We start from the raw sequence: 25544 nt of genomic DNA, 5'->3' as shown, positions 1-25544 counted from the left end.
TTCTTCCTTTAAAATGCACAGCTTCTTTAGCCCAGATGGCGAAATTGGTAGACGCGCTAGTTTCAGGTACTAGTGTTTAACGACGTGGAGGTTCGAGTCCTCTTCTGGGCACCATCAAGCAGCTTTCCAGCTGCGCCAAATTAGACTCCCAAGCAAACAATGTTTTTTGTGTATTACAAAGAATTTTCTTGGCTGTTTTTTGAATCAACATGTGGTCAGTTTAACACTCTTTGGTAATTGACTCTGTTTAAACTTCAAAACCTATATTCCTTTTTTTCTTCTATCAAAAATAACAATTAGAAAAATCGAAATTATCATAGCACCCCATGGGTAGGCCCATTTCATCACCCAAGGTGTCTCCTTAAAGCTGGGTAAAATTAGTCCTATGAGTAGGAAAAATGAAGACACGAACATTATTCCGCCCATCGCACTTGCCCCATCCACACCTAGATACCTTTTATAATTTACCTGAGAGTTAAACCCCGCTACTAGGTTCTTAAAGGATTCATTTAGCACCTTAAAACGAATGTAAATGTGAGTCGAGACCATGTAAGTTAGTTAGAAGCCGTTCAAAGTAATCAATTAGACTATTTATAATAATCATCCATCATTGATTATTTAATTGTCTAAATTATAAGCAAAATTCAAGCGGCATGGCATTGCAACATAAACCTCGCATAATCATTACTGGTTAATGGAAAAATAAAAAAGCCCCGGTCTGCCGAGGCTTTTTTTAATCCAGCAACTGAATTGCCTAGCGGTTATTAAAGAAACCAATATTCATCACTCTGTCATTCACAAACGTGACTTCGGTTTCTTTGTACGTGTTCTTTTTGTCGTATTTCACCAGGTTTTTGTAGTACCACATCTCAACCTGTACAGGTTTTGAGCTGTCTTGTTGTTTGCCGATGCCTGCGATCATGCTATTGGCGTTGGTGGGCTTGACGGATTGCTGTTTTTTAAAGGGTTGGCCGAGTTTTTCGAGCACCACTTTTTTGGATTTTCCGCTAAAGCCGTTGATAAAGTCATTTTCATCATAGGTTTTGCCTGCCAGTGCGCTGGTTGCAGCCAGAGCAAGTGTGGCGGTGACCAAGGCGGTCATAAGATGGGTGTATACCTTCATGTTTACTTCCTGTTATCCAAAATCAAATTACTGAATTATTGTTTTGTACAAGTATAACTGTTTATGTCTGGCTTTGGTTGACCTGGCTAATCGGCCAGTTGGCTTCAGTGCAAGATTTAAAGCCCTTGGTGCACCGTTTAAAAATCAAGTTGCATGCCGTCATAACCGACCTGGACATTGGCAGGCACCCTGGCTTGCAGGGCCTGGTATTCAAGCTCATGGGTCATATGAATGAGCACATTACGCTTGGCGCCTATGCGTTCAATCAAGGCCAGTGATTGCTCAACGTTGACATGCGTGGGGTGCGGTTTTTCGCGCAGGCAATCTATGAGCAACAGGTCTACCCCTTGCAGCAAGGCATACGCGCTCTCCGGGATCTCGGAGACATCGGTCATGTAGACAAAGTTAGCGATACGGTAGGCGTAGATGCGGATTTTGCCGTGCATGATGGGGATGGGAATAATCTGCTGACCAGCCGCTTCAAACGGGCCCTCGACGGTATGTGCAGCCAAAACGGGCAAGTCCCAGTAGGTGGGGATGGGGTCACGCAGCGTGTAGCCAAACTTTTCCTGAATATGGGTAATCGCCTCGGGATAACTGTAGAGCGGAATCTGGCAGCGGTTGATCTGGCAAAATGCGCGTAAATCATCAATGCCGTGCAGGTGATCTGCATGGGTGTGAGTGTACAGCACGGCATCCACCCTGCGCATCTGTTGGCGCAAAGCTTGCAGGCGCAAGTCTGGCGAGGTGTCTATGAGGATCACCCGGCCGTCATCCAGTGTGACCATACTGGAGCAACGTGTGCGCTTGTTGCGCGTATCGGTCGAGCTGCAGGTGGCGCATTGGCAGCCGATCGCGGGCGTGCCAGCGCTGGAGCCTACGCCTAGTATGGTCAGTTGCATGGCTGGGCGTGCTTGAACAGTTTAAAAAAGTTAGCGGTAGTTGCGTCCATGATCTGCTGTAATGGCTGCTCGCGCAGACGCGCAATTTCTTCTGCCACATGCCGCACATAAGCGGGCTGATTGGTTTTGCCACGGAATGGGATAGGTGCTAGATAGGGGGAGTCGGTTTCTACCAACATGGATGCCAGCGGCACCTTTTGCGCGACCTCTTTGAGCGCCTGGGCATTTTTAAAAGTCACGATGCCGGAAAACGAGATATAGAACCCCATGGCAATCGCGGCCTGGGCCACCTCCCAGCTTTCTGTAAAGCAGTGCATGACGCCACCAACCTCGGCCGCGCCCTCCTCCTGCATAATCTTGATCGTATCCTCGACCGCATTACGGGTATGGATGATCAAGGGTTTACCTGTCTGCCTTGCCGCCCGGATATGCGTTCTGAAGCGCTCGCGCTGCCAGGACAAATCGCCAGTTAAACGGAAGTAATCCAGCCCTGTTTCGCCAATCGCCACCACGCGTGGATGATTGGCCAGTTCAACCAGGCCTTGTACGGTAGGCTCGGTGATGTCCTCGTAATCTGGATGCACGCCGACTGAGGCATAAATGTTGGGATACTGCTCGGCAATGGCAAGTACTTCGGGGAATTTATCCAGCGTGACCGAGACGCACAAGGCATGCCCCACCTGGTTGCTGCGCATGCTCTCCAATACCTGATCCATGTTCTGGACCAGCTCGGGAAAATTCAGGTGGCAATGGGAATCTACTAACATATTCTTTCTGTCTGCGTGCTAATCACTAAATGGTATTCGACGGTCGGCTAGATTTGAGTGCGGCACCCAAGATAGATTCAATCCGTTTTTTGGCTTCGGCACCGCCATCTTTGTCGCTAAACTGAATGCCTATGCCTTGCGGCTTGTTGTTGACCGCCTGCGGCGTGATCCAGATCACCTTACCTACCACTTTGAGCTTGTTTGGATCATTGAGCAAAGTGAGCAACATAAACACTTCTTCGCCCATCTTAAAAGACTTGCTGGTGGGGATAAACAAGCCCCCACCTTTGACAAAAGGCATATACGCCGCAAACAGGGCGGCTTTTTCACGAATCGCCAGCGACAACACACCAGGTTTTGCCGCTGCAGAAGGTTGCATCTCGGTCATGACATCAGCTCCAGAGTACGTGAGCGGTTAATGAAGGATACAGGGATAGTGACTACTTGAGCACAATACTGCGTTGCACGTTGTTGTTTCTAACACCGCGCGCCTTGCACCTGATCTCGCGCACTCACTTATTCGGTTTATCCTCAAATATTTTTTTGTATTGCAACAACAGCTGCTCCAACTGCAACTCCTGATTGAGCGGATGTTGTGCGGTCATTTTAAAACGATTTAGCTGTTGCTGAAACGCCAGCAGCCGCGATAACTGCACACGCCCGGCCAGCCCCTGCAAAGCTGCAGCCTCTAAAGGGTGGTAGCGCAAGGGTTGCTGATGGCAGGACAACCAAACGTCCAGCAACCACTTTTGCAGCACTTGTATCGCCGCTTCCATGCCTTGCTTGATCAGCACCGGCACCGCAGCCACCACGTCAATCTCGGCACCGCGGCGTAAGTGCGGTTGAAACTGCTGATACCAGGCATACCAGTCCAGGTCGTCTTGCAGCACGGTAATCGGCGCCCCGCCACTGTAGTGCCAGAGCCATTCGGGTTGAGCAATGCCTTGTGACTGCATCCATTGCAAGCCTTGTGATTCACTGGGCACTGGCATCTCCACCTGCATGCAGCGGCTCAGGATGGTCGGCAGCAACGCTTGTCTTTGATGTGAGACCAGCAAAAACTGCGTGCGTTGCGGCGGTTCTTCCAGCAACTTGAGCAAGGCATTGGACGCCGCGACATTCATGGCTTCCAGCGGGTGAATCAACACCACGCGCATGCCTTCAACACGGTGACTGCTCAGCGATAAATAATCATGCAAGGCGCGAATCTGGTCGATGAGGATTTGCTGCCGCTTGCGGGTTTTCTTTTTGCTGCCCTCAGCGCTGTCTTCATCTTCTGGCGTGATCTCCCTAAAATCAGGATGCGCGCCTTCGGATAACCAGTGACAAGACTGACACTGACCGCAAGCATGGCCGTGTTCAGGCTGCAAGCACAGCAAGGCAGCGGCCATCGCGCGCGCAAAAGCCAGTTTGCCGATGCCGGTTTTGCCATGCAACAACAGCGCATGGTGACGTGACTGGCCAGCTTGCATCCATTGTGCAAATAACGTGGCCTGCCATGGGTATTCTTGGGTCATCAACATTGGCGGATGATTTCTACAACACTCTGCTGCACGTCAAGCAGGGGGCGATTGGCATCTATGACTCTGAAGCGTTGCGGATATTGGGCAGCCCGCGCCAGATATTGCGCGCGCAGCAGCTCAAAAAACGCCGAGCCCTGCGCTTCAAATTTATCCGGGGTGCGTGCGCCCGCCAACCGTTGCAGACTCACCTCGACCGGCACATCAAACAGCAAGGTCAGGTCTGGTTGCAAGTCGCCCAGCACCCACTGCTCAAGCTGCTGCATTTTTTCCATGGCCAAGCCACGTGCGCCACATTGATACGCATAAGAAGCATCGGTAAAACGGTCTGACAGCACAATCGCGTCACGCTGCAAGGCTGGCAGAATGACTTGCTGCAAATGCTCGGCGCGCGCAGCAAACATTAGCAGCGACTCTGTCTCCACATGCATCTCACGATGCAAGAGCAAGGCACGCAGCTCTTCGCCCAAAGGCGTGCCGCCGGGTTCGCGCGTGGACACCACTTCTCTGCCGGTCGCTTGCAGCAACTTCAGAATAGTGGGGATATGCGTACTTTTACCCGCGCCATCCATGCCTTCCAGCGTAATAAACAACCCTGCCATGTCCCGATTTCCCTTTAACTTTACGACAACTATTTTTTTAACTGGTACGCCCGCACCGCCTGGTTATGCGCTTCGAGTGTCGCGGCAAACACATGCCTGCCCTGGCCGTTGGCAACAAAATACAAGGCGTTGGTATTGGCCGGATGCAATGCCGCCTGAATTGAGGCCAGGCCAGGCAAAGCAATCGGCGTCGGCGGCAAGCCGCTGCGCGTATAGGTGTTATACGGCGTATCCGCCAGCAAGTCTTTTTTGCTGATATTGCCACGGTAACGCGTGCCCATGCCATAAATCACGGTGGGGTCAGTTTGCAGGCGCATGCCTTTGCGCAGGCGGTTCACAAACACACCGGCAATCTGCGGCCGTTCTTCTTCCACACCGGTTTCTTTCTCTACAATCGAGGCCATGATTAAGGCCTCATACATGGTACGGTAAGGCAGGCCCGATGCGCGTTGCTCCCACGCCTGATTCAAGTGCTGCACCATTTTTTGATAAGCGCGCTTATACAAATCTAGGTCACTGCTTTGCGCATCCAGAAAATACGTATCCGGGAAAAACCAGCCTTCGGGGGCATCGTTCTGGCCGCTCACCTGTTGCATCAGTTCCTGGTCGGACAACATGAGCGTGTCGTGGCGGATACCCGGCATTTGCGCCAGCTTTTGCCTGAAGTCGGCAAAGGTTTTACCCTCGGTCAATTGCAGTTTGAACTGGTCAAACGTGCCATGCTTGAGCACATCAATGAGGCCCATCACTTGCAAGGGCGTGTTAAAGGCATAATCGCCCGCCTGCAACTTGTTGGCACTGCCCGTGAGTTTCACCACCAGCAAAAAACTGTAAGGCTCGGTGAGCACGCCTGAAGCCACCAGCTGGTCGGCAATCGCACGCACACTGGCCCCGGCAGGAATTTGCATGCCTATGGTTTCTGAGGCCATGGGCAGCGGGCGGATCAAAAAGATCACGATCCAGATGGCTAATGCCAGTATCGTCAGGCCCAACAAGGCCAGACTGTATTGAAAAAAACGTTTAATGAACAACATAATGCAACTGGGTTCTGAGGGTGTGTCCCCAATCATTGTGTGCCAATGGCTGCGCATCAAGCTGCGTCACCTGTAACACGCCATAGACACTGTTGGTGATAATCACGGCATCGGCAGTGAGCACATCTTGTACGGTCAACCGGGTCAAGCTGACCGGCTGGCCTTGCGTTTTATACCAGTCCAGAATTTTTTGCCGCATGACCCCGGCCACGCCACACTGGTCCAATATCGGGGTCATGACCTGCCCGGCCTTGTGAATAAAAAGATTGCCGCTCACCGCTTCGATCACCTGATCCTGGTAATCAAGCATCAAGCCGTCAAAAAAGCGGGGGTCTTTTAGTTCGGCCCGGGCCAAGACATTTTCTAGCCGGTTTAAGTGCTTGATGCCCGCTAACAAAGGCTGACTGGCCAGTCGGGTCTGGCACTGATAGAGCGCGACCCCCTGGGTGTATATGGCCTCAGGATAGACTGGCAAAGGGCTCCAGACAAACACGCGGGTTGGTTCGGAAATGGCGGGGGGCGCATAGCCGCGGGCACCATCGCCACGCGTAATGATGATTTTGACTACGCCGGATAATTTGGTCTCATCCTCTCCGGCAGACATCAGGCTTTTGAATTCTTGCATCAGCAATTCAGCCGACGGACAGACCATCAGGATTTTGCTGCAATCCGCAACTAGGGTTTGATAATGCAGGGGCCAGTCTTGCAGTTCACCATCGAGCAGGCGCATGGTGCGAAATATGCCATCGCCATAGGCAAAACCGCGGTTGGTCGGGCTCACGCCGCTCACCAGTCTCCCATTCACGCAGTAACGCACCAAACTCATGTTTCGCCATTAAATATCTGTGTTTCTAACAAGGCTGAACCTTACCATAAATCTGCTGGCACTGACGGGTGGCTGGCCAAAAATGCAGGCCAGCACACTGGAAAAATGCGGCAAATTAAAAGAATTAAAGGGTGTTCTAAAGTTTTTTTCTGGCATGCCGTTAACAAGATACGCGGTAATGTGAGCGAAATAATGATTAAGGGCTTCGATCATGTCTATTTCAAGTATACAAAACAGCAATGTGTCGTCGTTATTGAACAAGGCTTACAACACGGATAACAGTGCTGCGACCGGCAAGGTGCAAACCACAGACAGCAAACAGGCTGAGACGCCGCAAACCGCGGCAGAAGCCGCTGTTGAAAGCGCCAAAGTGATCCTTGGGGGCCAACAGGCGCCACAAACCTACACAGCGCAAGGCTTGATGCAACAATTGCGCCAGTACCAGCTCGACAACGCTACAGTAATGTTTGGGGACAACAGCGACGACGCCAATCAGGATGCACTGCCCGGTATGCTTGGCAATAACACTGAGGAGTCAGGCAGCAGCAGTCAGGACTGGGCTAGCACCATCAGCAAGAACCCAGGTCAGGCAGCCGTGATGGTCGAGCGCAGTAAAAGTAACTCCCTGAATACGATCTTCAACAACAAATAAGTCGGCAAGCCGTTGAGCCTGACTGACGACTGGACTCACCACTCAGCGGGCGATTCTTAACGTCCCTGCGACGCCAGGCGCTTAATGCTGCGCGCTTCTAAGCTGAAGTTAAACCTTCACAAACTGCCCAACCGGGTATGCGCTCAACAAGGCTTGCAAATCACTGCCACTCAGCGCCAGTGCATAGCCCAGCACACCACTGCCAATCACCACCCGATCGTAACTCAACACGCTTTGGTCAACCAGCACGCGCAAGCCAGCGGGCAAAGCAATCGGCGGCACTGCACCAACCACATAGCCGGTGGCCTCAGGTACTTCGTCATATTCTGCCATACGGCACTTACGCTCACTCAAGTGCGCGCGCAACAAGGCCCAATCGGCACGGCCAGCGCCCGCCACAGCGAGCAGACTAAAGCCAGTATGCTCCCCTTTAAACACGACACTACGCACGACCGATTGTGTATCCAGACCTTGTGCTGTTAGCAGCTCTTCTAGGCTGCGAATTGGTTTTTTGTCTTCACTGAGCGGGATTTCGATGACCTCGAACGCGATGTGTTGCTGCTCGAGCAAACGGGTTACCGGGGAATCTAAACTTACACGCATGGCTATTCCTTCAATATAACAAACTACATTAAATTCAACATTTAAATGCGTGGGTGCTTCTATCAATTCAAATTGCTAAGTCAGACAAGGCGCGACTAAAAAGTTTTGACGCCGCATATAGTGGATATATAAGGAGACATTTTTTATGCGCAACGCAGTATAGCGACGGAAATTGAGTTTATAGAAGTGTCCTATTGATATTCTGTATATTTAGCATTGCTCCCCTTGCATTTCTCAACCGGGTATTTTTGCGCATTCAACTCGATCTTGGCATGGGTGGCCGCAATCAAGTCTATGCCACACACCTCGGCAATCCGCAGCAGATAAACAAAGGTGTCGGCCAGCTCTTGCCCAACTTTTTCGCGCGTGGCGGCATCCAACTGGCGGCTGTCGCCCTCAGTCATCCATTGAAAATGCTCAACCACTTCTGCCGCCTCAACTATCATGGCCATGGCCAGATTTTTTGGGGAATGGAACTGCGCCCAGTCACGTGCCTGCACAAATGCATTTATGCGCTCACGCAAATTCAGTAAAGAGTCAGTCGTTTGGTGTTGGTGTTCAGTCATAAATAAACTCAATAAAACAATAAGATAGGAAGCTTTATTGCTGCGCAAGCAGCGCTGCAAATTCATCGGCAGGCAAGGGTCGGCTAAATAGATAACCTTGCATCTCGTCACAGTCATGCGATTGCAGAAATTCGAGCTGTGCCTGGGTTTCTACCCCTTCTGCGATCACTGTTAATCCCAGACTTTGTGACATTTTGATAATCGCAGTGACAATTGCCGCATCGTTAGCATCCACTTGTATATCACGAATAAAGCTTTTATCGATTTTAATGGTATTTACCGGCAATAGCTTTAGATATGACAGGCTGGAATATCCTGTCCCAAAATCATCTACTGATAACCGGACACCCATCTCTTTGAGCTTGTTCAAATCGTTAATCACGGTCACCTCAGTCTGAATCGCAACACTTTCAGTCACCTCCAGTTCGAGATGATAGGGTTGCAGGCCCGTTTGTAATAACACTTTAGTCACTTCTTGTGTAAAGTGCGCATGGTGCAACTCAACCACCGAAACATTAATCGCGATGGGAATCTCGGGCAAACCGGAATCTTGCCATTTTTTATTTTGCGCACACGCCTCCCGCAATACCCAGTGACCAATGCCTCTGATCAAGCCAGAGTCTTCGGCAATCTTGATAAAACGATCTGGCATCATCATGCCCCATTGCGGATGCACCCATCGGATCAGAGCCTCAGCGCCGATGATCTTGCCGGTTTTGATGCTGACTTTTGGCTGATAAAAAAGCAGTAACTCATTGTTTGATATTGCTTTTTGCAAACTGTTTTCCATCGTAAGCTGAGCCGCGACACGTGCACTCATTTCCTTGGTAAAAAACTGGTAATTATTTCTACCTGAATTTTTGGCATGATACATTGCCGCATCCGCATGGCGTGTCAGCACATCGACATTGTCGCCATCATCAGGATATACGGCAATCCCAATACTGGCCGTGATAAACAACTCGTGATTTGCGATGCTGATCGGGTCCTTGATGGAAAACAGTATTTTTTGTGCGATTTCGGCTGGGACGGCATCATCTGTTAACTCTGGCAACAACACTACAAACTCATCCCCGCCCTGGCGACTGAGCGTGTCAGAGGCACGAATGCACATTTGCAGCTTTTTGCTCAATACTTTGAGCAATTGATCGCCCACTTCATGGCCCAGGGTATCATTCACCCGCTTGAAGTGATCTATGTCAAAAAACAGAATGGCCAGCTTGGAACCCCTTCTTTTCGCTGCACTGATCGCTTGCGTAATACGGTCTGTCAGTAACAGTCGATTCGGTAAGTCGGTCAGATAATCATGCTCGGCAAGGTAGGTCATTTTTTGTGCCATCTGACGTGCATCACTCACATCATGAAACACCAGCACGACCCCTAGAATGTTGCCATCCTGATCACGAATCGGCGCCGCAGAATCTTCAATCGCGTATTCAGCGCCAGATTTGGCGATCAGCAAGGTATGATTGGCCAGTCCGCAGACCTTGTTGTGCGCCAGCACGACATCCACTGGGTTAGCAGCCAGCTTGCGGGTGCTTTCATTCAAAATCCTGAACACCTCCAGAATCGGCCGCCCCATTGCCTCGGCTTTGCTCCATCCTGTCATTTTTTCGGCCACTGGATTCAGATAAGTCACCTCGGACTGCATATTGGTGGTGATCACCGCATCGCCGATGGACTCCAGCGTGACAATTGCCAATTGTTTCTGGTTAAACAGCTCAAGTTCTGTGCGTTTTCTTTGCTCAATCTCCAGCCTTAAACTCGCATTGATATTGCTCAGATCTTCTGTACGCGCCTTGACCAGATGCTCAAGATTCAAATTCAATTTTGCCAAGGCCTGTTCTGCGAGCAATCGTTTCTGCACTTCGGACTCTAGCCTGGCAATGGTTGTTTTTAGCTGCTTGGTACTGGTAATCGTCAACGCAACTGGCATCAAGCGCCACAGCATCACTGCCGTGATCCCTGAAGCCACTGCTGTTAAGCATTTCATTGTGGCATCAAGCCAATAGGCTGGCTCCCAAATGGTTGCAATTGCAATCAAATGCGTTGTTCCACAGGCAAAGATAAACAGGGAAAACATGAAAAATACCCAGTTAAACTCCAAGTCCGCGCGTTTTTTAACCAGGTAAAGCAATGCCATCGGAATCGTATAATAAGAAATCGCAATGACACTGTCAGAAACAACATACATCCACAACAGGACGGGCGTCCATAAATAGCAATGGCCATGGGGCATGAAGTTATCAGGGACCAACAAACTCAACAAAGCATCCATAGCAGCCTCTTAGTTGATTCTTAGTTGTTGAAATGTGACGACTTAAATCTGCTTAATCACGTTCAGCATAAGAAATGCTAACGATAATATTTGCCACTATAATTTATACTAAACAATAGAAATGCGGTTCAGATAAAACAATTATTAACATTTGATCCAAGCGTGCACTTTGAGACTGCAATGCAATCTGCCAGCGCCTGTCGTCCTTCACAGACACTAGAGATTGCAACGGATGAATACATTCGACCTACATTCATGCATAAGGCATCGACGGATAAGAATACAACTGCCCTATTTACGGTTACTTCCTGCCACCATCTTAATTTCAAACAACCGGCATTCCAATGGGCCGTTATACAGTGGGGTTTTCTTGCTGGGGCTCAGACGCATGAGCTTGGGCAGGCGCAAGTCGTTGGTCAGGAAATAGGTATTCCAGCCAGAGAACTTCTGTTTGAGCGCAGCGGCCATTTCGGGGTACAAGGCGGCCAAGGTCTCATCTTCACCAATACGCACGCCATAAGGCGGGTTGGCGACCAGGACACCGCTGTCAGCGGGTGGCACCACTTGCGTGAATTCCCAGTGTGTCAGTTGTACGGCGTCCAGCCAGCCCGCCATTTCCAGGTTCTGCTTGGTGACGCGTACGGCACGTAAATCCATATCCGAGCCGTAAATGCTCTGGAAACTGACCGGCTTGGCAGCTTTGGCCGCGGCATTGCGGATTTTACGGAAAGTATCAGATTCAAAGTTTTTGAGTTTTTCAAAGCCGAAATTGCGATTTAAACCAGGCGCAATATTGAGAGCTATCATCACCGCCTCAAGCAAAAAGGTGCCACTGCCACACATGGGATCCAGCAAGGCCTGTCCCGGCTGCCAGCCGGTGAGCTTGAGGATGCCCGCAGCCAGGTTTTCACGCAACGGCGCCTCTATGCTGTTTTTGCGGTTGCCGCGCTGGTACAGCGGGTTGCCGGAAGTATCGACATACAGTTGGTAGCTGTCGCTGGTGAGATATACATGCACGCGGACCGCAGGTTCACGCGTATCGATATTAGGACGGCTGCCAACGGCCTGGCGGAATTTATCACAAATGGCATCTTTGACGCGCAGGGTAATAAATTCCAGACTTTTGAGCGGGCTGCGCACGGCCGTGACCTTGACCATCATGCTGTGTTTGACATCAAACCAGTTAGGCCAGTTAATTTTGAGCGCGCCCTGGTAAATATCGTCTTCTTTCAGATACTGGCCCCGCCCCACTTGCATGAGAATGCGCGTGGCGACACGCGAATGCAGGTTGGTGTGATAGCACGCCGACAACTCGCCGCTAAAACTGGCACCGCCATCGGTGGCTTTAATGTCGCGCGCCCCGCTCTGCTTGAGTTCGTCGACGAGAATGGCTTCCAGGCCACGTGGGCAGGTTGCGAAAAAGTGATTCAGAAAATTAGCCACCGAGTTGAAACTCCTTGCCGTTATTGGGGTTTGCGCCTTGCAGGCGGTCTATGAGGTCTGGAAAGTTGATACGATGCGTCTGCATAGCGTCTTGCGAACGTTTGCGCAACGTCGCCAGATCCGGGATGGGCAGTTCGGCTTTAAAGCCGAACACGATGATGTTACCGGGCTTGCCGGTAGGCATCATGAGCACGCGCTGGTCAAACGTCTGCTCCATGCGCTGCATGTAGATATCAAACTTTTTGTCCGAGCCCCACAGGTTAATCGTAAACAAGCCATCCGGCGTCAGTGCATCGGCACAGTCGTCAAAAAAAGCCTGAGTGCAAAAGTCTGGCGGTAAGCCGTTGCTGCCAAAGGCATCCATCATCAGCCAGTCGACACTGCCAGGATGCTGCTGCAGATAGGCAATACCATCGCCTTCGATGATCTGTAATCGCGCATCGTCATCCGGCACAAAAAAATGGCTGCGTGCCACCTGGATCACTTGCGGATTGAGTTCCACCACCGTTTGCTTGATCTGCGGACAATATTTCCATACATATTTGGCAATCGACCCACCGCCCAGCCCAACCAGCAACAGTTTGCGCGCGGCAGGCTTGAACAACAAGCTGCTCAGGGCGCCCCAGGAGTAGGCCAGGACCAGCGCATACGGGTCTTTCACGCTCATACTGCTCTGTATGGTCGGCGAGCCCAAGTGCATGGAGCGCACGCCATCCATTTCGGTGACTTCCACCATTTCAAAGTCGGAGACGGCTTTGTGCACTTTACGGTTAAATTTAAACATTAGGCGCCTCCATGCTTGCTTCCACCACAGCCTCGGCTTCCGTTGAGGGTTCTGTGGTCTCTTCGATCAGGTGCAGGAATTTACAGTCCAGCTCCATCAGTAAAGTATCGACTTTTTGCACCGCCAGCCGGACTTTGCTGCCGGGCTTGGTCGCTGGCAAACTGTGTACCTTGGTCATATAGGGCAAGTTTTGCAGGCGTACCAGATTCTCACGCCAGACCGTTGCGTCGATTTCAGTGATGTTTTCCTGGATCAGGTACTGCAAGCACCAGTAGCGCTCCATCCGCGTCTGGAACTCGTTGTAGGCATTATAAGTTTGATCAAAATTGCGCATATGGCCGACAATTTCATCACTGTTGGACGGGTAGACTGGCGGCGTCAGGGTCAACACGCTGATCAGTTGCCGCTGGTTGATCAAATCCACCGCGCGGCGCAACGGCGAGGTACACCAGGCATATTGCGCCACGCCCAGGCCCTGATGGCCTTCGGCCTTGGTGGTCATGTACACTTTGCCACCATTTTGTGCGCGATAAATACCGGGCACTTCGTTTTGCGCCAGTAACAGGCCCCACTGGCTATTGGCGGCAATCATGAGCTCGGCCACCAGTTTATCCATGGGCGAGCCGCGCTGGCGGTTGATAATGCTGACCTTACCCTCGCTCACATAAAAATTGTAATCCACCGGTTGTGGCCGGGTCGGGTCATATTTACCGCGCGCTTTTTCCAGGCTCTCGGCAAAGCGGAACAAAAACACCAACGGTTGCCACAGCGGATGGCCACTGTCCTCGGTCAGCGTCTGCTCGTTAAAATAAGGCTCCAGCGTGTCGTGGCGCAGGTTTTCGATGATGGTTACCTGCTCCAGACGGCTTTGATGGCTAACAATGCTGAAATCAGGTGCCACTTCAAGATACAGGGACAAAGCCGGCTTTACTTGGCCGGCATCCAGGCTAAACGGACGGATGGCCGCTTCTGGCAACATGGTAATTTTATGCCCGGGCATGTATACCGTAGACAGCCGCTTCATGACCTCATTATCCAGCGACGCATGCGGCGACACACCCAAGGCTGGTGCAGCAATATGGATGCCGACCTGCGTATTGCCATTAGGCAGCGCGGTCACCGATAAGGCATCATCAATTTCGGTGGTGGTGCTGTCATCAATACTAAAGGCCTGTACCGCTGACAAAGGCAGCGCCTCGGGGAGATCGGCCAGTGTAAACGGCGGGAACTCCGTGCCATTGGCAAAATATTCGCGTAAAAACGCCCCCAGATGGTAATCATGAATCGAGGCAATGGCGCCACTGCCATGCAGCACTTGCACCGGCAGTTGCTTGAGTTCGCTGGCTGCCTGATCCAGCGCTTTCCACTCCAGGCTGTTTTTATCCGGCGCGTAGAGCAATTGGTCCAGCTTGCTGGCAAAGCCGTCTGGCAGACTGTGCGCTTTGAGTTGTGCAACCATCTGTGCCAACAGTTCAGCTTGCTGGCGCTTTTTCTCCATCCCCGCCAATGCCGCTTTCAGCGTGTCCTCAGGCGCAGCCTTGTAGCGTCCTTTGCCTTTGCGGTAAAAATACATGGGCGCGCCATGCAATTTGATGGCAATGGCAGCAGCTTGCTGATGACTCGGTTTGCCGCCATAGTATTCCTCGGCCAGGCTTTCAAAACCAAAGTCATCCTCGCCACAGCATTCCCATAAAAAATCGGTATCCAGGGTCTCGGCTTCGGCCTGGGCGGCCTCCAGAAAACCGGACAAACTCCCCTCGAACCGCATCAAGACATTGGCGGTTTTGATTTTGCTGCGCTTGCCCGAGCTCGCTTCGACCTGCATGCTGCTATCGGCCTCGGACATGATGGAGGCGACTTTAAAGCCGCCATCCTCTTCATAAAATACGTTCATTCAACTGATTCTTTAAAATACAGCCGTAATGATACCTTAGCGCGTTTGATTCAGCGTGCAAGAAATGCCGAGATGAAAAAAGAAAAGGGAGCGCTAAACTCTCTGGAGGTTTCTGCGGTTCAAAAAAATCAACATACAAGCCAGGAGAATGAGCCCCCACTCAGGCAGCGTCGGCACATCAGTCACTGTGGAGGCCTGAGTGGCTGGTAACGAAAATGTTGTCGAGTTATTGCCAGTGTCAGCATCCGCCAAGTCAGAATTCACAGAGATGGCCAACGGTGGGACATCCTGCGTATTGCTCCACGACAGTTGTACATTAAAACTGCTTGAACTCCCTGCATTCAACTGTGCAACGCGGCAAGTCAGTGTTCTGCCCTGCAATTTGCATCGTTGGTCTGCACTGACCAGATCCGCCCCCGTTGGCAAACTCAGTTGTACGGCAACATTGGTGGCATTTGAGGGCCCGCCATTGGCAACAGTTAAGGTGTAAAGATAAGGCGTGGCCACCGCAAGTTGTTGGTTAGGGCCACTAAAAGTGACGGATAAATTGGCATTTGCCTGCGTGTTCAATTGCCATGACAGTTGATAACTACCGGCATCCGTTTGATTGGTGTTGAGGGCGATATGGTATTGGGTATTTGCGCTAGCTTGAAAATACAGGGGGGAATTCGCATTATCAATGCCTGCTTTAGGCGTTAATGCGCTGATTGCTGTCCCGGTATACACCGCAAGTCTGGGGTTCGCAACGCTGCCATTGACGGTAAGCGTTACTTGGCCAGAAGCTGGTGCCGTCCACTGCAACCAGACCGTATTTTGCGCTGCCAGGTCGGCATGGGCTGGCTCACTCACTTCTGCCGTCGCGAGCAGATTGGTGCCACTGACACTGCCAGAGTCGCCACTCATCAAGGCGGGGTTAGAAAATGAATCATTTTGCGGACGGGCTGCAGCGCTTAAATCTAGCCTGGGTTTGACAAGACTGTTACGACTGTCTGTGACAGGTTTGCCAAAGCTGGTCAATCGCGCTTGAATTTGATCAGCTGTTTCATTAACAAACGCTGACCTTAACACGGCGACCGCACCAGCCACATGCGGAGACGCTTGAGAAGTCCCTGCCATCGTGATCCCTGCTGCGGTGATTAAAGCACCCGGCGCCAGCAGGGTTAAATAATTGGCACTGTTTGAAAAACAAGTGACTTTATCCGCGGTCGAAGTCGTATCGGTACAGTTACTATAGGCCAAGCCTCCAACATTACTGTCGTACACCGCCCCGACTGAAATGGCCGCTGGTGCGCAAGCAGGTGTGCTGATGCCATCCAGGTATCCATCATTGCCTGCGGCAACCACCACATTAATGCCGGCATCCTTTGCCCGTTGTATCGGACTGGTAAAAGGATTGGACTGGCAGGGACTGGTATTTTTATCCGACGCCCCCAAGCTCATGTTAATGGCCACAATGTTGTATGTGGATCGATTGGCAACCGCCCAGTTGATCGCACTTAAAATATCGCTTGTATAAGCGCCGCCACTATTATTGAAGACATTGATTGCTGCAATTTTGGCCTCTGGCGCCACGCCCAAGACCGTCGCCGCCACATTGCTACCATGATTTGGGCTGGCATTGGCTGTGCCAGAATTGACGATGGTGTTAGCCACCACCACACGACACGTCGCCGAGGGCGTCGCCACAGCAGTACAAGGACCAAACGCCGATTTTGTAAAGTCTATGCCGTCATCAATCACGACCACAGTGGCCCCTGCCCCCTTGTAGTTGACCTGGCTGACGACAGGCTGATTGATCAAAGGCAAGCTCTGCGTGAGTACCTTGTGCATGATCCGGTCAACATACACGGCCTTGATGTTGCCATTGGCCATGAAGGTTTTGAGCGACCTGAGTGATTTAAAACGCTTTAAGCTCAGTGGCAAGTATGGATAGTCTTTGACTGCCTGGATGCCCTGCTGCAGCTCTAGCGTTTTCATTTGGCTTTTAAGCGAAGCATACGCCTTGCGCTTGATTGCCAACACATCGGCATTATCGGTCTTGAGCCGCTTATTCAAGCGGGTTGCGATCAGGCTTTTATTCACAGATGCATCATCATATTCAACAATTAAATCCTGTGTCTCGCCCTGATTAAAACGGGTCAGGATTTCTTGCTCAATGTCTGCTGCATGAGAACAGGTAGAAAAAATGATGAGGAAATACAGCAGTAAAATAGGCATCGTGCGCTATCAATAATGAATTGTCAGTAGCTTACAGATGCTAATTTTTATTTATGAAGGCTTGATGAAGGCAGAACCATGCCCAGCAGGATGCGGGTATTGAGGGGCCATGGCAAGCCACCGCTGTACTCTCAAGCAGCTAAGCCAAGAAAATGGCCAAACAGCCGATCATCAATCCCAATATTAACCGGCCACCGTTTTCAAGTACCTGCTGCCAATCAGTCAAAATTGAAAAGTCTGCAATGCCATAGTGCGCATCTATCATTTGCCACAAGGCCGCCAGCAAAACGAATGGCACATCGATGCACCACACCAGCAGCGTACCTAACAGCCCGTAAGCAAGTGCCAGCAAGCGTTTACGCATAAGGATCTCTGGCCAGGACAAGATCAGCGCGAGGCATACCGCCAGGCTTTGCCAAAGATGCACCAGCGTCGTACTGGCATGCGCAACGCCGCTGGGGTCCACTGCAATAAAATGTTTGCCCAACCAGAAAGACTTTGCCAATCTCACCTCAAAATCGATGACTTGCGCATCGCCTACTGTCGTCACCTGGGCAGAGATCACCTCGAAACGACCATCAATCAAAGTCAATAGCCCTTTAAAAAGTGGCAAAAGTGCCTGGATACAGGGACTGAAAAATGCATTGAGCGCCAGCCCAATGCCCAAGACATAACAGAAAAACATTATTGCAAAGCGCATGTGGACTCATCATCCGCCAGAGGTTGGGTAGAGGCGGCCAGCCACCATGCATAAAATATTCCGGTGGCGCCCAACATTAAAAAAGGCGCAAGAATACCGTGGGTAAAGGTAAAGTGCTGGCGATCGTGCTGCAATACCTCAAACAACAGCAGCAACCGTAGTTGATTGATTAAAAATAAAAACAGTAACCCATACAAGGCACCCAGCAGCTTTTGCCGCAGGCTTAATGTTGAGCTTAACAGTGCGGCGATCAACATTAGCATCATGTCCACCCCATCACAGCCATTGGCAATATTCATGCTGGCATGTGCGCCTGTCAGCAGGCTGCCTGCCACCGTCACTTGTTCGTCCGCCAGCCAGCCTATCGTAGAAGCCAATGTCCGGGTAATGACCTCGTTGATCCACCATACCCCTACGCCGGTATCGGCAACACTCAACCAAATTTGCTGCATAACGATAAACAGACAAAAAAATATCAGCACACCTTTCAACTTTTTGATGTATTGAAAACTTAAACCTTGCAGATGGTTCATAGGGGAAACGACTTTCAAAAACAGTTTTGTGCGAACACTGCAAAGGCACGAGATTTGATGCGCCAGAGTTTAGCATGGATGAAAATGTTATGATTAAAGCACTATTGATGCACGGCATTGTCCATTTCATATGCGCCCTTTAACTTTTGATAACCGTTTTGTCCGAGAACTACCGGGCGACCCTATCCGCCACAACTACACCAGACAAGTCAGTGACTGCCTGTGGTCTGCCGTACAACCCACCCCGGTCAAAGATCCGCAACTGATCGCCTATAGCGCAGAAGTGGCCGAGATGCTGGGACTCACAGCCACCGACATGCAAGACCGCGAACTGATACAAACGCTGGGTGGCAATGGCATGCTGGACGGCATGTTTACCTATGCCACCCGCTATGGCGGCCACCAGTTTGGGCATTGGGCGGGTCAGTTGGGCGATGGACGTGCCATTTTGCTGGGTGAGTTAGTGCATGGCGGCAAGCGTTTTGAATTGCAACTTAAAGGCGCAGGCGAGACCCCCTACTCGCGCTCGGCAGATGGCCGTGCCGTATTACGCTCCAGCTTGCGCGAATTTTTATGCTCGGAAGCCATGTACCATCTAGGCGTGCCGACCACGCGCGCCTTAAGCCTGGTCAAAACCGGTGACCAGGTGGTGCGTGACATGTTTTACGATGGGCATCCGCAGCTGGAACCTGGCGCCATTGTCTGCCGCGTGGCCCCTTCATTTACGCGTTTTGGGCATTTTGAGCTGCTGGCCAGCCGTGAAGAATTCGCGCTGTTAAAACGCCTGATTAGCTTTACCCTGGACCGGGACTTTGCCGACTGGTGGCCCTCAACTGGACTGACGCTGGATGTGAATGACCCAGCCCCAGAGCTGATTGAAGCCTGGTTTGAAGAAGTGTGTTCCCGTACGGCAGTCATGATCGCGCACTGGATGCGTGTGGGCTTTGTGCATGGCGTGATGAATACCGATAACATGTCTATCCTGGGCCTGACCATAGACTACGGCCCTTATGGCTGGATAGATAATTTTGACCCCGGCTGGACACCCAACACCACCGACGCACAAGGGCGCCGTTATTGCTTTGGCCGCCAACCCGATATTGCCCGCTGGAACCTGGAACGGTTGGCAGAGGCCTTAGGTACGCTGTTGCCATCCACACAAGGCCTGGCGGACGGAATCGCCACCTATGACCAGACTTACTTCCGCGCCCTCACCAGCAGCCTCGCTGACAAGTTTGGGTTTGAGCGCTGGCAAGAGGGGGATGGCGAGCTCATCAACCAGATTTTTGAGATCATGACCCGTGCCGAAATTGACCAGACACTATTTTTTACCCACCTTGCGCAGATTGACCTGCAACAGCCGCAAGTGAGCACGCTGCAAAACGCTTTTTACACGCAAAAAGGCTGGCAAGATTTTAACCAGGATATCCAGGCCTGGCTCATGACTTATTGCCAACGCCTGGCGCAATCCCAGCAATCATTAGAGCAACGCCAGCACCGCATGGCTGCCGCCAATCCGGTCTATGTGCTGCGCAATTACCTGGCTCAAGAAGCCATTGATTTAGCTATGACTGGCGACAATAGCCGCTTGCTGGAATTGCTAGAAGTCTTACGCCACCCGTATACCCTGCAGCCTGGCAAAGAGCACTTTGCGGAAAAGCGCCCGGACTGGGCAAGACAAAAGGCGGGTTGCTCCATGCTGTCGTGTAGTTCATAATTTTAGCCATGGTTACCGCTGAACAATTGATAATAGAAGCCGGGTTACGCCCTACACAAGCACGAACGGCCGTGCTCACAACGCTGATCAACTCGCATACCGCCTTGAGCCAGCCTGAAATCCTCAACGCCTTGCAAGGCGTCAAAGAAATTGACCGGGTCACGGTGTATCGCGTCCTCGACTGGTTACAGGAAAACGCGCTGATTCATAAGATATCCACCGAAGACCGCGCCTGGAAATACCAGTTAAACAGCCCCAAACGCAGCTTTAAAACGCCGAGCACCTCCTCTCCAGGCATGCTTAACAACCACGGCCACGCCCACCTGCTCTGCCAGTCCTGCGGCACCGTGTTATGCATACACGAACTCGCTGCGCATATCCCACAGGCAATATTCGATACCTATCAGGTATCAACGATTGAGATTAGCTTGAAGGGATTGTGTCCGGATTGCCAGAAAGCAGCTGCTGTCGCACACGCTTAACCTGCTAGTGTTGTAGGCGCAATGAGCACGCGAACTTGCGTGATTTTTGGTGCTCATAAGTGAGTTGATTCAAGGGCTAAGACCAGCGCTTTAATCTAGCAGAACCCCTTTGAGAACTTAATCATGCGCTCACAAATTACCTTTCCGCTGACCATTTATTACGATGCCTCCTGTCCCTTGTGTCGGACTGAAATGGAGACGCTGAAGCAAGCTGATGATACAAACCAGTTAATACTGGTCGACTGTTCGCAAACTGCAATGCAGTTACCCGACAGTTGCCCGGTCACGCGTGACGCCCTGATGAACAGGATTCACGCGCAAGACGCCATGGGACGCTGGATCAATGGTGTCGATGTGTTTGCCGCGGCATACACCGTGACAGGCTTCACAAAGATGGGCAAATTCTGGTCCAGTCGAATACTAAGGCCCTTGCTTAGCCGAGCCTATCCGTGGGTGGCCGACCATCGTCAGTGGCTCAGCAAAACACCTTTACCGTGGTTGTTGCATAAGCTCATCTCAAAAAACGCCAAGCCGCGCTAGTTGACTCATCACAATGACCTTAGTGATTGGTCTGGCAAAGACCCTTACACTCTAAATCTTTGCCATGCTGGATGCACTGACTATGTGTATGCATCACAATTCAGCTGGGAGAAACGCCCCCAGCAACACAAAGGCATTAAGACCATGTACGACACAGGATCTACGTGTCTCATCAGCCTTATGCTAGTAGTTTCTCGCGCTTGGGGTCATAAAAAGGCAACCTCACAACTTCTCCCGCCAAACGTTTCTGTTGCCCATCCAGCTTACCTATTTCCAGGCGCGTGCCTATGCTGGAAAAATCGGGTGCCACGCGCACGATGGCAATCTGTTTTCCCATCAATGGCGAATAAGTGGCGCTGGTGACGATGCCAACCGGGAAACGGCCATGATACACATGATCACCATGACTGGCAGGATCGCCCCCTTGCAGAATCATGCCGACTAAACGATGTCGGCTCTCGGGCGCTTGCCGCGACAAGGCTTCACGGCCGATAAAGTTTTCCTGTTTGCTATTTAAAGGCACACTGAAGCCAGTGCCTGCTTCAAATGGAGTGGTGCTGTGGTCAAACTCGTGCTCAGCCATACTCAAGCCGGCTTCAATACGCAGGATGTCAAGTGCATTCAACCCCATAGGGGCAATCTGAAAGCGCTGACCCGCTTGCCACACAGCATCCCATAATGCTTCGCTATCATCGGGGTGACACCAGACTTCATAGCCCAGTTCGCCTGTGTATCCGGTTCTGGAAACCATCACGGGTACGCCTGCAGCCCCTCCTAGCCGGCCAATCGTAAAGTGAAACCATTTGAGTGTTTCAACCGAGGGCTGACTCTCCGGGGTCCAAATCAGCTTGCTTAACAACTCGCGGCTGTTCGGACCCTGCACAGCGAGATTGTCTAGCTGTGCGCTGGCGTTGCGGATGCTGACTTTAAAGCCTTTTTCTTGTGCCCTTTCCCTCATCCAGATACCCGTGTATTCCGCACCACAACACCAGCGAAAAGCCTGTTCCCCCATACGGAATATGGTGCCATCATCGATCATGCCACCGGTTTCAAGACAAATCGCCGAGTGCGCAATTTCACCGATGGCCATGCGGCTGATGTTCTGCGTTAATACATACTGCAAAAAAGCCACCACATCAGGGCCGACGATTTCAAATTTGCGTATCACCGACAAATCTAGCAGTGCCACGCGCTCACGACAGGCGAGATATTCTGCATTCGTCCCCCAGCCATCGTATTCAGTGGCCACCCAATAGCCTGCATAGTCGATAAATTTTTTGGTCATTGCGGAAGTTCGGGGGTGAAAACCAGAAGGTTTGGTCATGCGAGGCAGCTCCTCAGAAGTGTTGCGATAGGCAATGGCGCGTGGAAAGTCTTGTGCAGCATCGTAAATACGTACATGAATATCGGTCGGATGCCAGCCATTGGCAGGGTCAATATCGTCAGGACAAGCAGAAGAGGCGCAGACAAGGTCTCGCTCAGCACGCATTAAAATATAATCTCCCGCCCGTGACCACGGTTCATCCATCAGCACGGCGCCCGAGGCGTCAATAAAGGTGTTAAAAAAAAAATTAATCGCTGGCCAGCCCGCCCGTGGTGCAATGCCATAGTGAGCCAATCGTTGGTTAAAGTTGTCGGTGCAACTGGCATGGTCGAAATAGCCACTGTCCTCGTAATATTTGGGGGTACAAGCCAGTAGAAAACTATCGTGCCGACCCACGGTATCCTGCACCACTTCTATCATGGGTTTCAGATCCGAACCAAGGTATCGTGAGTGCAATCCGGGTACAGGATTGCTCAAGCCCATCACCGTTCTGGTCGCTGTCGCATCCAGTCCCAACACGCTGCCTTCTTCCAAAGCCTGTTTATCAAACGCAATAAAATCCGAGCATTGCTTGCCAGACACATCAATAATCTGAATCCATTCGCCTTTTTTGACTTCATAGGTCTGTGCCGTGGCGCGGTCAACCCTCAACTCGTGCTTGATTGGCGCCAATGGTGCTGGCAAGGGTGGTTCTGCCAGATTGGCGTAAGTCACGGTAATGTCCACTTCGGTGACTGGCGTGTGCGCTTCAACAGACATGTTTGGACCAGCCGCGACAATCACGACAGTCAAATCGTTTGCCGCTGTAAATTTGGCATGCTCTGCACCTGACACTTTGATTGCTTGCTGTAAAGAAGCGTCATCCAGCTGCCATGTGTTTAATTGATTACGCAGCCTTTGGGAGGCCGCACCACGCTGCTGAAGTTGCTGTTGAATACCTACCGCGACGCCTGGCGGACGCTTATCGAGTAACGCAGGTGCCAATGTGCCATGTGCATCCAATACAATCAGCTCAGTACTTTGCACTTTGTCTGGGCTTAGAATTTCAAGCTGGTCGCCTGCGCTCAGCGATAATTGAATGGCCTGTTGTCCATCCAGACGGTACTTGCTAATAGGCTTGGTGAAGGAAGCGCCAAAATAATAGTCCTCCCCCCACTGCTGTTCTTTGATTGCTTGCATCGATTCACCATGTCTTACGAAGTGTCCAAGTTAAGAGCGTGCCTATCCTATGGATATCTATTAAGAGGTTGATATTCATTCATAGGCCGTTATCCAATGCACTAATATTGACTTTGACGGCATGAGATTCAATTACCCTCATGGCGTACCACTTTGGTATTAGGCTTCGGCTTCACTCAGCCATGTCAACAATGCATAAGCGCCAGCGATTCCGGTGTATTAACAAGGTTTGGCCTATGCGCGGTTATCAAAACAGACCCAACACATCTCCAGCTACGGCCTCATCAACGGGATGACCTCACCATCACTTACCCAATTTGGAGTACTTCTTGATGAGGATTTTTCATCTTGGTGAAGCAGGTTACTTTAGCGACATCGCGCTTCTAAAAGCGGCGCAATCTAATCAATCAGATTTATGGAGAATCCTAATGTCAACGCGAATAGCCATACTCGGCGCGGGTCCTAGCGGCCTCGCACAGCTTAGAGCCTTTCAATCAGCCCAGGCAAAAGGCGCTCAAATTCCAGAAATTGTGTGCTTTGAAAAGCAAAGCGACTGGGGTGGGTTGTGGAATTACACCTGGCGTACAGGGACAGATGAACATGGCGAGCCTGTCCATGGCAGTATGTATCGTTATCTTTGGTCTAACGGTCCCAAAGAGTGTCTGGAATTTGCCGACTACACGTTTGAAGAGCATTTTGGCAGGCCGATCGCCTCATACCCACCACGCGAAGTGTTGTTTGATTACATCAAAGGTCGCGTTGAGAAAGCAGGTGTGCGCGATTATATTCGCTTTAACACGGCCGTACGCAATGTCGTCTTTAGTGAGGCGACTCAGAAGTTCACCGTGACTGTGCAAGATCACACCACGGATACCGTTTACGCAGAGGAGTTTGATTATGTGGTCTGCGCGACCGGGCATTTCTCTACTCCAAAAATCCCGAGTTTTGAAGGCTTTGACAAGTTTGGTAGCCGCATCCTGCATGCCCATGATTTCCGCGATGCCCTGGAGTTTAAAGACAAAGACATTCTATTGGTCGGCAGCAGTTATTCAGCAGAAGATATAGGCTCGCAATGTTACAAATATGGGGCACGCAGCATCATCAGCTGTTTCCGCACCGCACCGATGAATTATAAATGGCCAAAAAACTGGGAAGAAAAACCCAATCTGGTCAGAGTCGATACGGATACTGCTTATTTTCTCGATGGCAGCTCGCGAAAAGTGGATGCAATTATTCTGTGCACCGGCTATTTACATCACTTTCCATTCCTCGCAGATGATTTACGCCTAAAAACCAACAATCGACTTTGGCCACTCAACCTGTATAAAGGCGTTGCATGGGAAGACAATCCAAAATTCTTCTATATCGGCATGCAGGATCAGTGGTATTCCTTCAATATGTTTGATGCGCAGGCTTGGTACGTGCGAGACATTATTTTGGGACGTATTGAATTACCGGCAAAAGCCGAGATGAAAGCGCATAGCATGCTATGGCGTGAAAAAGAACTGGCGCTACAAACAGCGGAAGAAATGTACACCTACCAAGGCGACTATATTCAGGAGCTGATCGATGCCACTGATTATCCGTCATTTGATATTCCTGCGGTCAACAAGACCTTCCTGGAATGGAAGTATCATAAAAAGCAAAACATCATGACTTTCCGTGATCACTCTTATCGCTCCTTGATGACGGGCACCATGTCCCCACCCCATCACACACCTTGGTTAGAAGCGTTGGACGACTCCTTGGAGGCGTATCTCTCCGATAAAAGTGAATTGCCTGCGGTGAAAGAGGCTTAAATTAAAGGATATGTTCTCTAGGTGCTCACTTCATCCTATACAGGAAAAACCCTTATTAA

At 50.9% G+C, this 25544-nt stretch carries 24 protein-coding genes and 1 tRNA gene; 6 read left to right on the top strand and 19 right to left on the bottom strand.

The window, feature by feature from the left end:
* Nucleotides 1–29 precede the first annotated feature (29 nt).
* Nucleotides 30–114 (top strand) — tRNA-Leu (locus GOC95_RS00775).
* Between the two features lie 640 nt (nt 115–754).
* On the opposite strand, the gene GOC95_RS00770 is transcribed toward GOC95_RS00775, so the two are convergent.
* The 9 genes from GOC95_RS00770 to GOC95_RS00730 form a co-directional block, all read right to left on the bottom strand.
* Nucleotides 755–1123, bottom strand: a complete 369-nt coding sequence (locus GOC95_RS00770; RefSeq protein WP_194746858.1) for a hypothetical protein — start codon at nt 1121–1123, stop codon at nt 755–757.
* Between the two features lie 137 nt (nt 1124–1260).
* Nucleotides 1261–2025 carry an MBL fold metallo-hydrolase gene (locus tag GOC95_RS00765; protein WP_275355034.1) on the bottom strand — a complete coding sequence of 255 codons (765 nt, stop codon included), beginning with the start codon at nt 2023–2025 and terminating at the stop codon, nt 1261–1263.
* Complete coding sequence (locus GOC95_RS00760; RefSeq protein WP_275355032.1) at nt 2016–2792, bottom strand: TatD family hydrolase; 777 nt, start codon at nt 2790–2792, stop codon at nt 2016–2018. The genes GOC95_RS00765 and GOC95_RS00760 overlap by 10 nt, the downstream gene beginning before the upstream one ends.
* A gap of 25 nt (nt 2793–2817) precedes the next feature.
* Complete coding sequence (locus GOC95_RS00755) at nt 2818–3180, bottom strand: PilZ domain-containing protein (protein ID WP_275355029.1); 363 nt, start codon at nt 3178–3180, stop codon at nt 2818–2820.
* Between the two features lie 124 nt (nt 3181–3304).
* A complete protein-coding gene (gene holB, locus GOC95_RS00750; RefSeq protein ID WP_275355028.1) occupies nt 3305–4315 on the bottom strand; it encodes a DNA polymerase III subunit delta' in 1011 nt (336 codons plus the stop codon).
* A complete protein-coding gene (gene tmk, locus GOC95_RS00745; protein WP_275355027.1) occupies nt 4309–4914 on the bottom strand; it encodes a dTMP kinase in 606 nt (201 codons plus the stop codon). The genes holB and tmk overlap by 7 nt, the downstream gene beginning before the upstream one ends.
* A gap of 29 nt (nt 4915–4943) precedes the next feature.
* Nucleotides 4944–5948, bottom strand: coding sequence for an endolytic transglycosylase MltG (mltG, locus tag GOC95_RS00740; RefSeq protein ID WP_275355025.1), 1005 nt, complete (start codon nt 5946–5948; stop codon nt 4944–4946).
* Nucleotides 5935–6774 (bottom strand): aminodeoxychorismate lyase, encoded by an 840-nt coding sequence (gene pabC, locus GOC95_RS00735; protein WP_275355023.1) that lies wholly within the window; start codon nt 6772–6774, stop codon nt 5935–5937. The genes mltG and pabC overlap by 14 nt, the downstream gene beginning before the upstream one ends.
* A gap of 9 nt (nt 6775–6783) precedes the next feature.
* Nucleotides 6784–6987, bottom strand: coding sequence for a hypothetical protein (locus tag GOC95_RS00730; RefSeq protein ID WP_194746865.1), 204 nt, complete (start codon nt 6985–6987; stop codon nt 6784–6786).
* Here GOC95_RS00730 and GOC95_RS00725 point away from each other — a divergent pair.
* Entirely contained in the window at nt 6986–7426 is a 441-nt protein-coding gene (locus GOC95_RS00725) for a hypothetical protein (protein ID WP_275355021.1), read from the top strand. The two genes, GOC95_RS00730 and GOC95_RS00725, sit on opposite strands and share 2 nt — an antisense overlap.
* A 108-nt stretch (nt 7427–7534) precedes the next feature.
* Here the strand turns inward: GOC95_RS00725 and GOC95_RS00720 are convergent, their stop codons facing one another.
* The 9 genes from GOC95_RS00720 to GOC95_RS00680 form a co-directional block, all read right to left on the bottom strand.
* On the bottom strand, nt 7535–8029 hold the full coding sequence (locus GOC95_RS00720; protein ID WP_275355019.1) for a YbaK/EbsC family protein: 495 nt from the start codon (nt 8027–8029) through the stop codon (nt 7535–7537).
* Nucleotides 8030–8220: 191 nt separating this feature from the next.
* Nucleotides 8221–8595: a nucleotide pyrophosphohydrolase gene (locus GOC95_RS00715; protein WP_275355017.1), complete on the bottom strand. Its 375-nt coding sequence runs from the start codon at nt 8593–8595 to the stop codon at nt 8221–8223.
* 34 nt (nt 8596–8629) lie between these two features.
* Nucleotides 8630–10873 carry an EAL domain-containing protein gene (locus GOC95_RS00710; RefSeq protein ID WP_275355015.1) on the bottom strand — a complete coding sequence of 748 codons (2244 nt, stop codon included), beginning with the start codon at nt 10871–10873 and terminating at the stop codon, nt 8630–8632.
* 291 nt (nt 10874–11164) lie between these two features.
* On the bottom strand, nt 11165–12316 hold the full coding sequence (locus GOC95_RS00705) for a class I SAM-dependent RNA methyltransferase (protein ID WP_275355014.1): 1152 nt from the start codon (nt 12314–12316) through the stop codon (nt 11165–11167).
* Entirely contained in the window at nt 12309–13100 is a 792-nt protein-coding gene (locus GOC95_RS00700) for a polyamine aminopropyltransferase (RefSeq protein WP_275355012.1), read from the bottom strand. The genes GOC95_RS00705 and GOC95_RS00700 overlap by 8 nt, the downstream gene beginning before the upstream one ends.
* Nucleotides 13093–14994, bottom strand: coding sequence for an RNB domain-containing ribonuclease (locus tag GOC95_RS00695; protein ID WP_275355010.1), 1902 nt, complete (start codon nt 14992–14994; stop codon nt 13093–13095). The genes GOC95_RS00700 and GOC95_RS00695 overlap by 8 nt, the downstream gene beginning before the upstream one ends.
* Nucleotides 14995–15087: 93 nt before the next feature.
* Nucleotides 15088–17211, bottom strand: a complete 2124-nt coding sequence (locus tag GOC95_RS00690; protein ID WP_275355008.1) for an IPTL-CTERM sorting domain-containing protein — start codon at nt 17209–17211, stop codon at nt 15088–15090.
* A 139-nt stretch (nt 17212–17350) separates the two neighbouring features.
* Nucleotides 17351–17911: a hypothetical protein gene (locus GOC95_RS00685; RefSeq protein WP_275355007.1), complete on the bottom strand. Its 561-nt coding sequence runs from the start codon at nt 17909–17911 to the stop codon at nt 17351–17353.
* Nucleotides 17896–18363: an archaeosortase/exosortase family protein gene (locus GOC95_RS00680; protein ID WP_275355005.1), complete on the bottom strand. Its 468-nt coding sequence runs from the start codon at nt 18361–18363 to the stop codon at nt 17896–17898. The genes GOC95_RS00685 and GOC95_RS00680 overlap by 16 nt, the downstream gene beginning before the upstream one ends.
* A 211-nt stretch (nt 18364–18574) precedes the next feature.
* Here GOC95_RS00680 and GOC95_RS00675 point away from each other — a divergent pair, with 211 nt between their 5' ends.
* The 3 genes from GOC95_RS00675 (at nt 18575) to GOC95_RS00665 (ending at nt 21183) form a co-directional block, all read left to right on the top strand.
* Entirely contained in the window at nt 18575–20161 is a 1587-nt protein-coding gene (locus GOC95_RS00675) for a YdiU family protein (protein WP_275355004.1), read from the top strand.
* Between the two features lie 8 nt (nt 20162–20169).
* Nucleotides 20170–20643 carry a transcriptional repressor gene (locus GOC95_RS00670; RefSeq protein WP_275355003.1) on the top strand — a complete coding sequence of 158 codons (474 nt, stop codon included), beginning with the start codon at nt 20170–20172 and terminating at the stop codon, nt 20641–20643.
* A gap of 123 nt (nt 20644–20766) precedes the next feature.
* The gene (locus tag GOC95_RS00665; RefSeq protein WP_275355002.1) at nt 20767–21183 is read left to right on the top strand and encodes a DUF393 domain-containing protein; all 417 of its coding nucleotides are present in this window, start codon (nt 20767–20769) and stop codon (nt 21181–21183) included.
* A 178-nt stretch (nt 21184–21361) separates the two neighbouring features.
* Here GOC95_RS00665 and GOC95_RS00660 read toward each other — a convergent pair whose 3' ends face one another.
* Nucleotides 21362–23686, bottom strand: a complete 2325-nt coding sequence (locus GOC95_RS00660) for an aminomethyltransferase family protein (protein WP_275355001.1) — start codon at nt 23684–23686, stop codon at nt 21362–21364.
* A gap of 332 nt (nt 23687–24018) precedes the next feature.
* Here GOC95_RS00660 and GOC95_RS00655 point away from each other — a divergent pair, with 332 nt between their 5' ends.
* A complete protein-coding gene (locus GOC95_RS00655) occupies nt 24019–25485 on the top strand; it encodes an NAD(P)/FAD-dependent oxidoreductase (protein ID WP_275356368.1) in 1467 nt (488 codons plus the stop codon).
* Nucleotides 25486–25544: the final 59 nt, after the last annotated feature.

The organism is Methylophilus sp. YYY-1, from assembly GCF_029132825.1.
GTDB classification, from domain to species: Bacteria; Pseudomonadota; Gammaproteobacteria; order Burkholderiales; family Methylophilaceae; genus Methylophilus; species Methylophilus glucosoxydans.
Note: the sequence above shows the minus strand (reverse complement) of the source record. Positions and strands in the feature narration are given on the sequence as shown.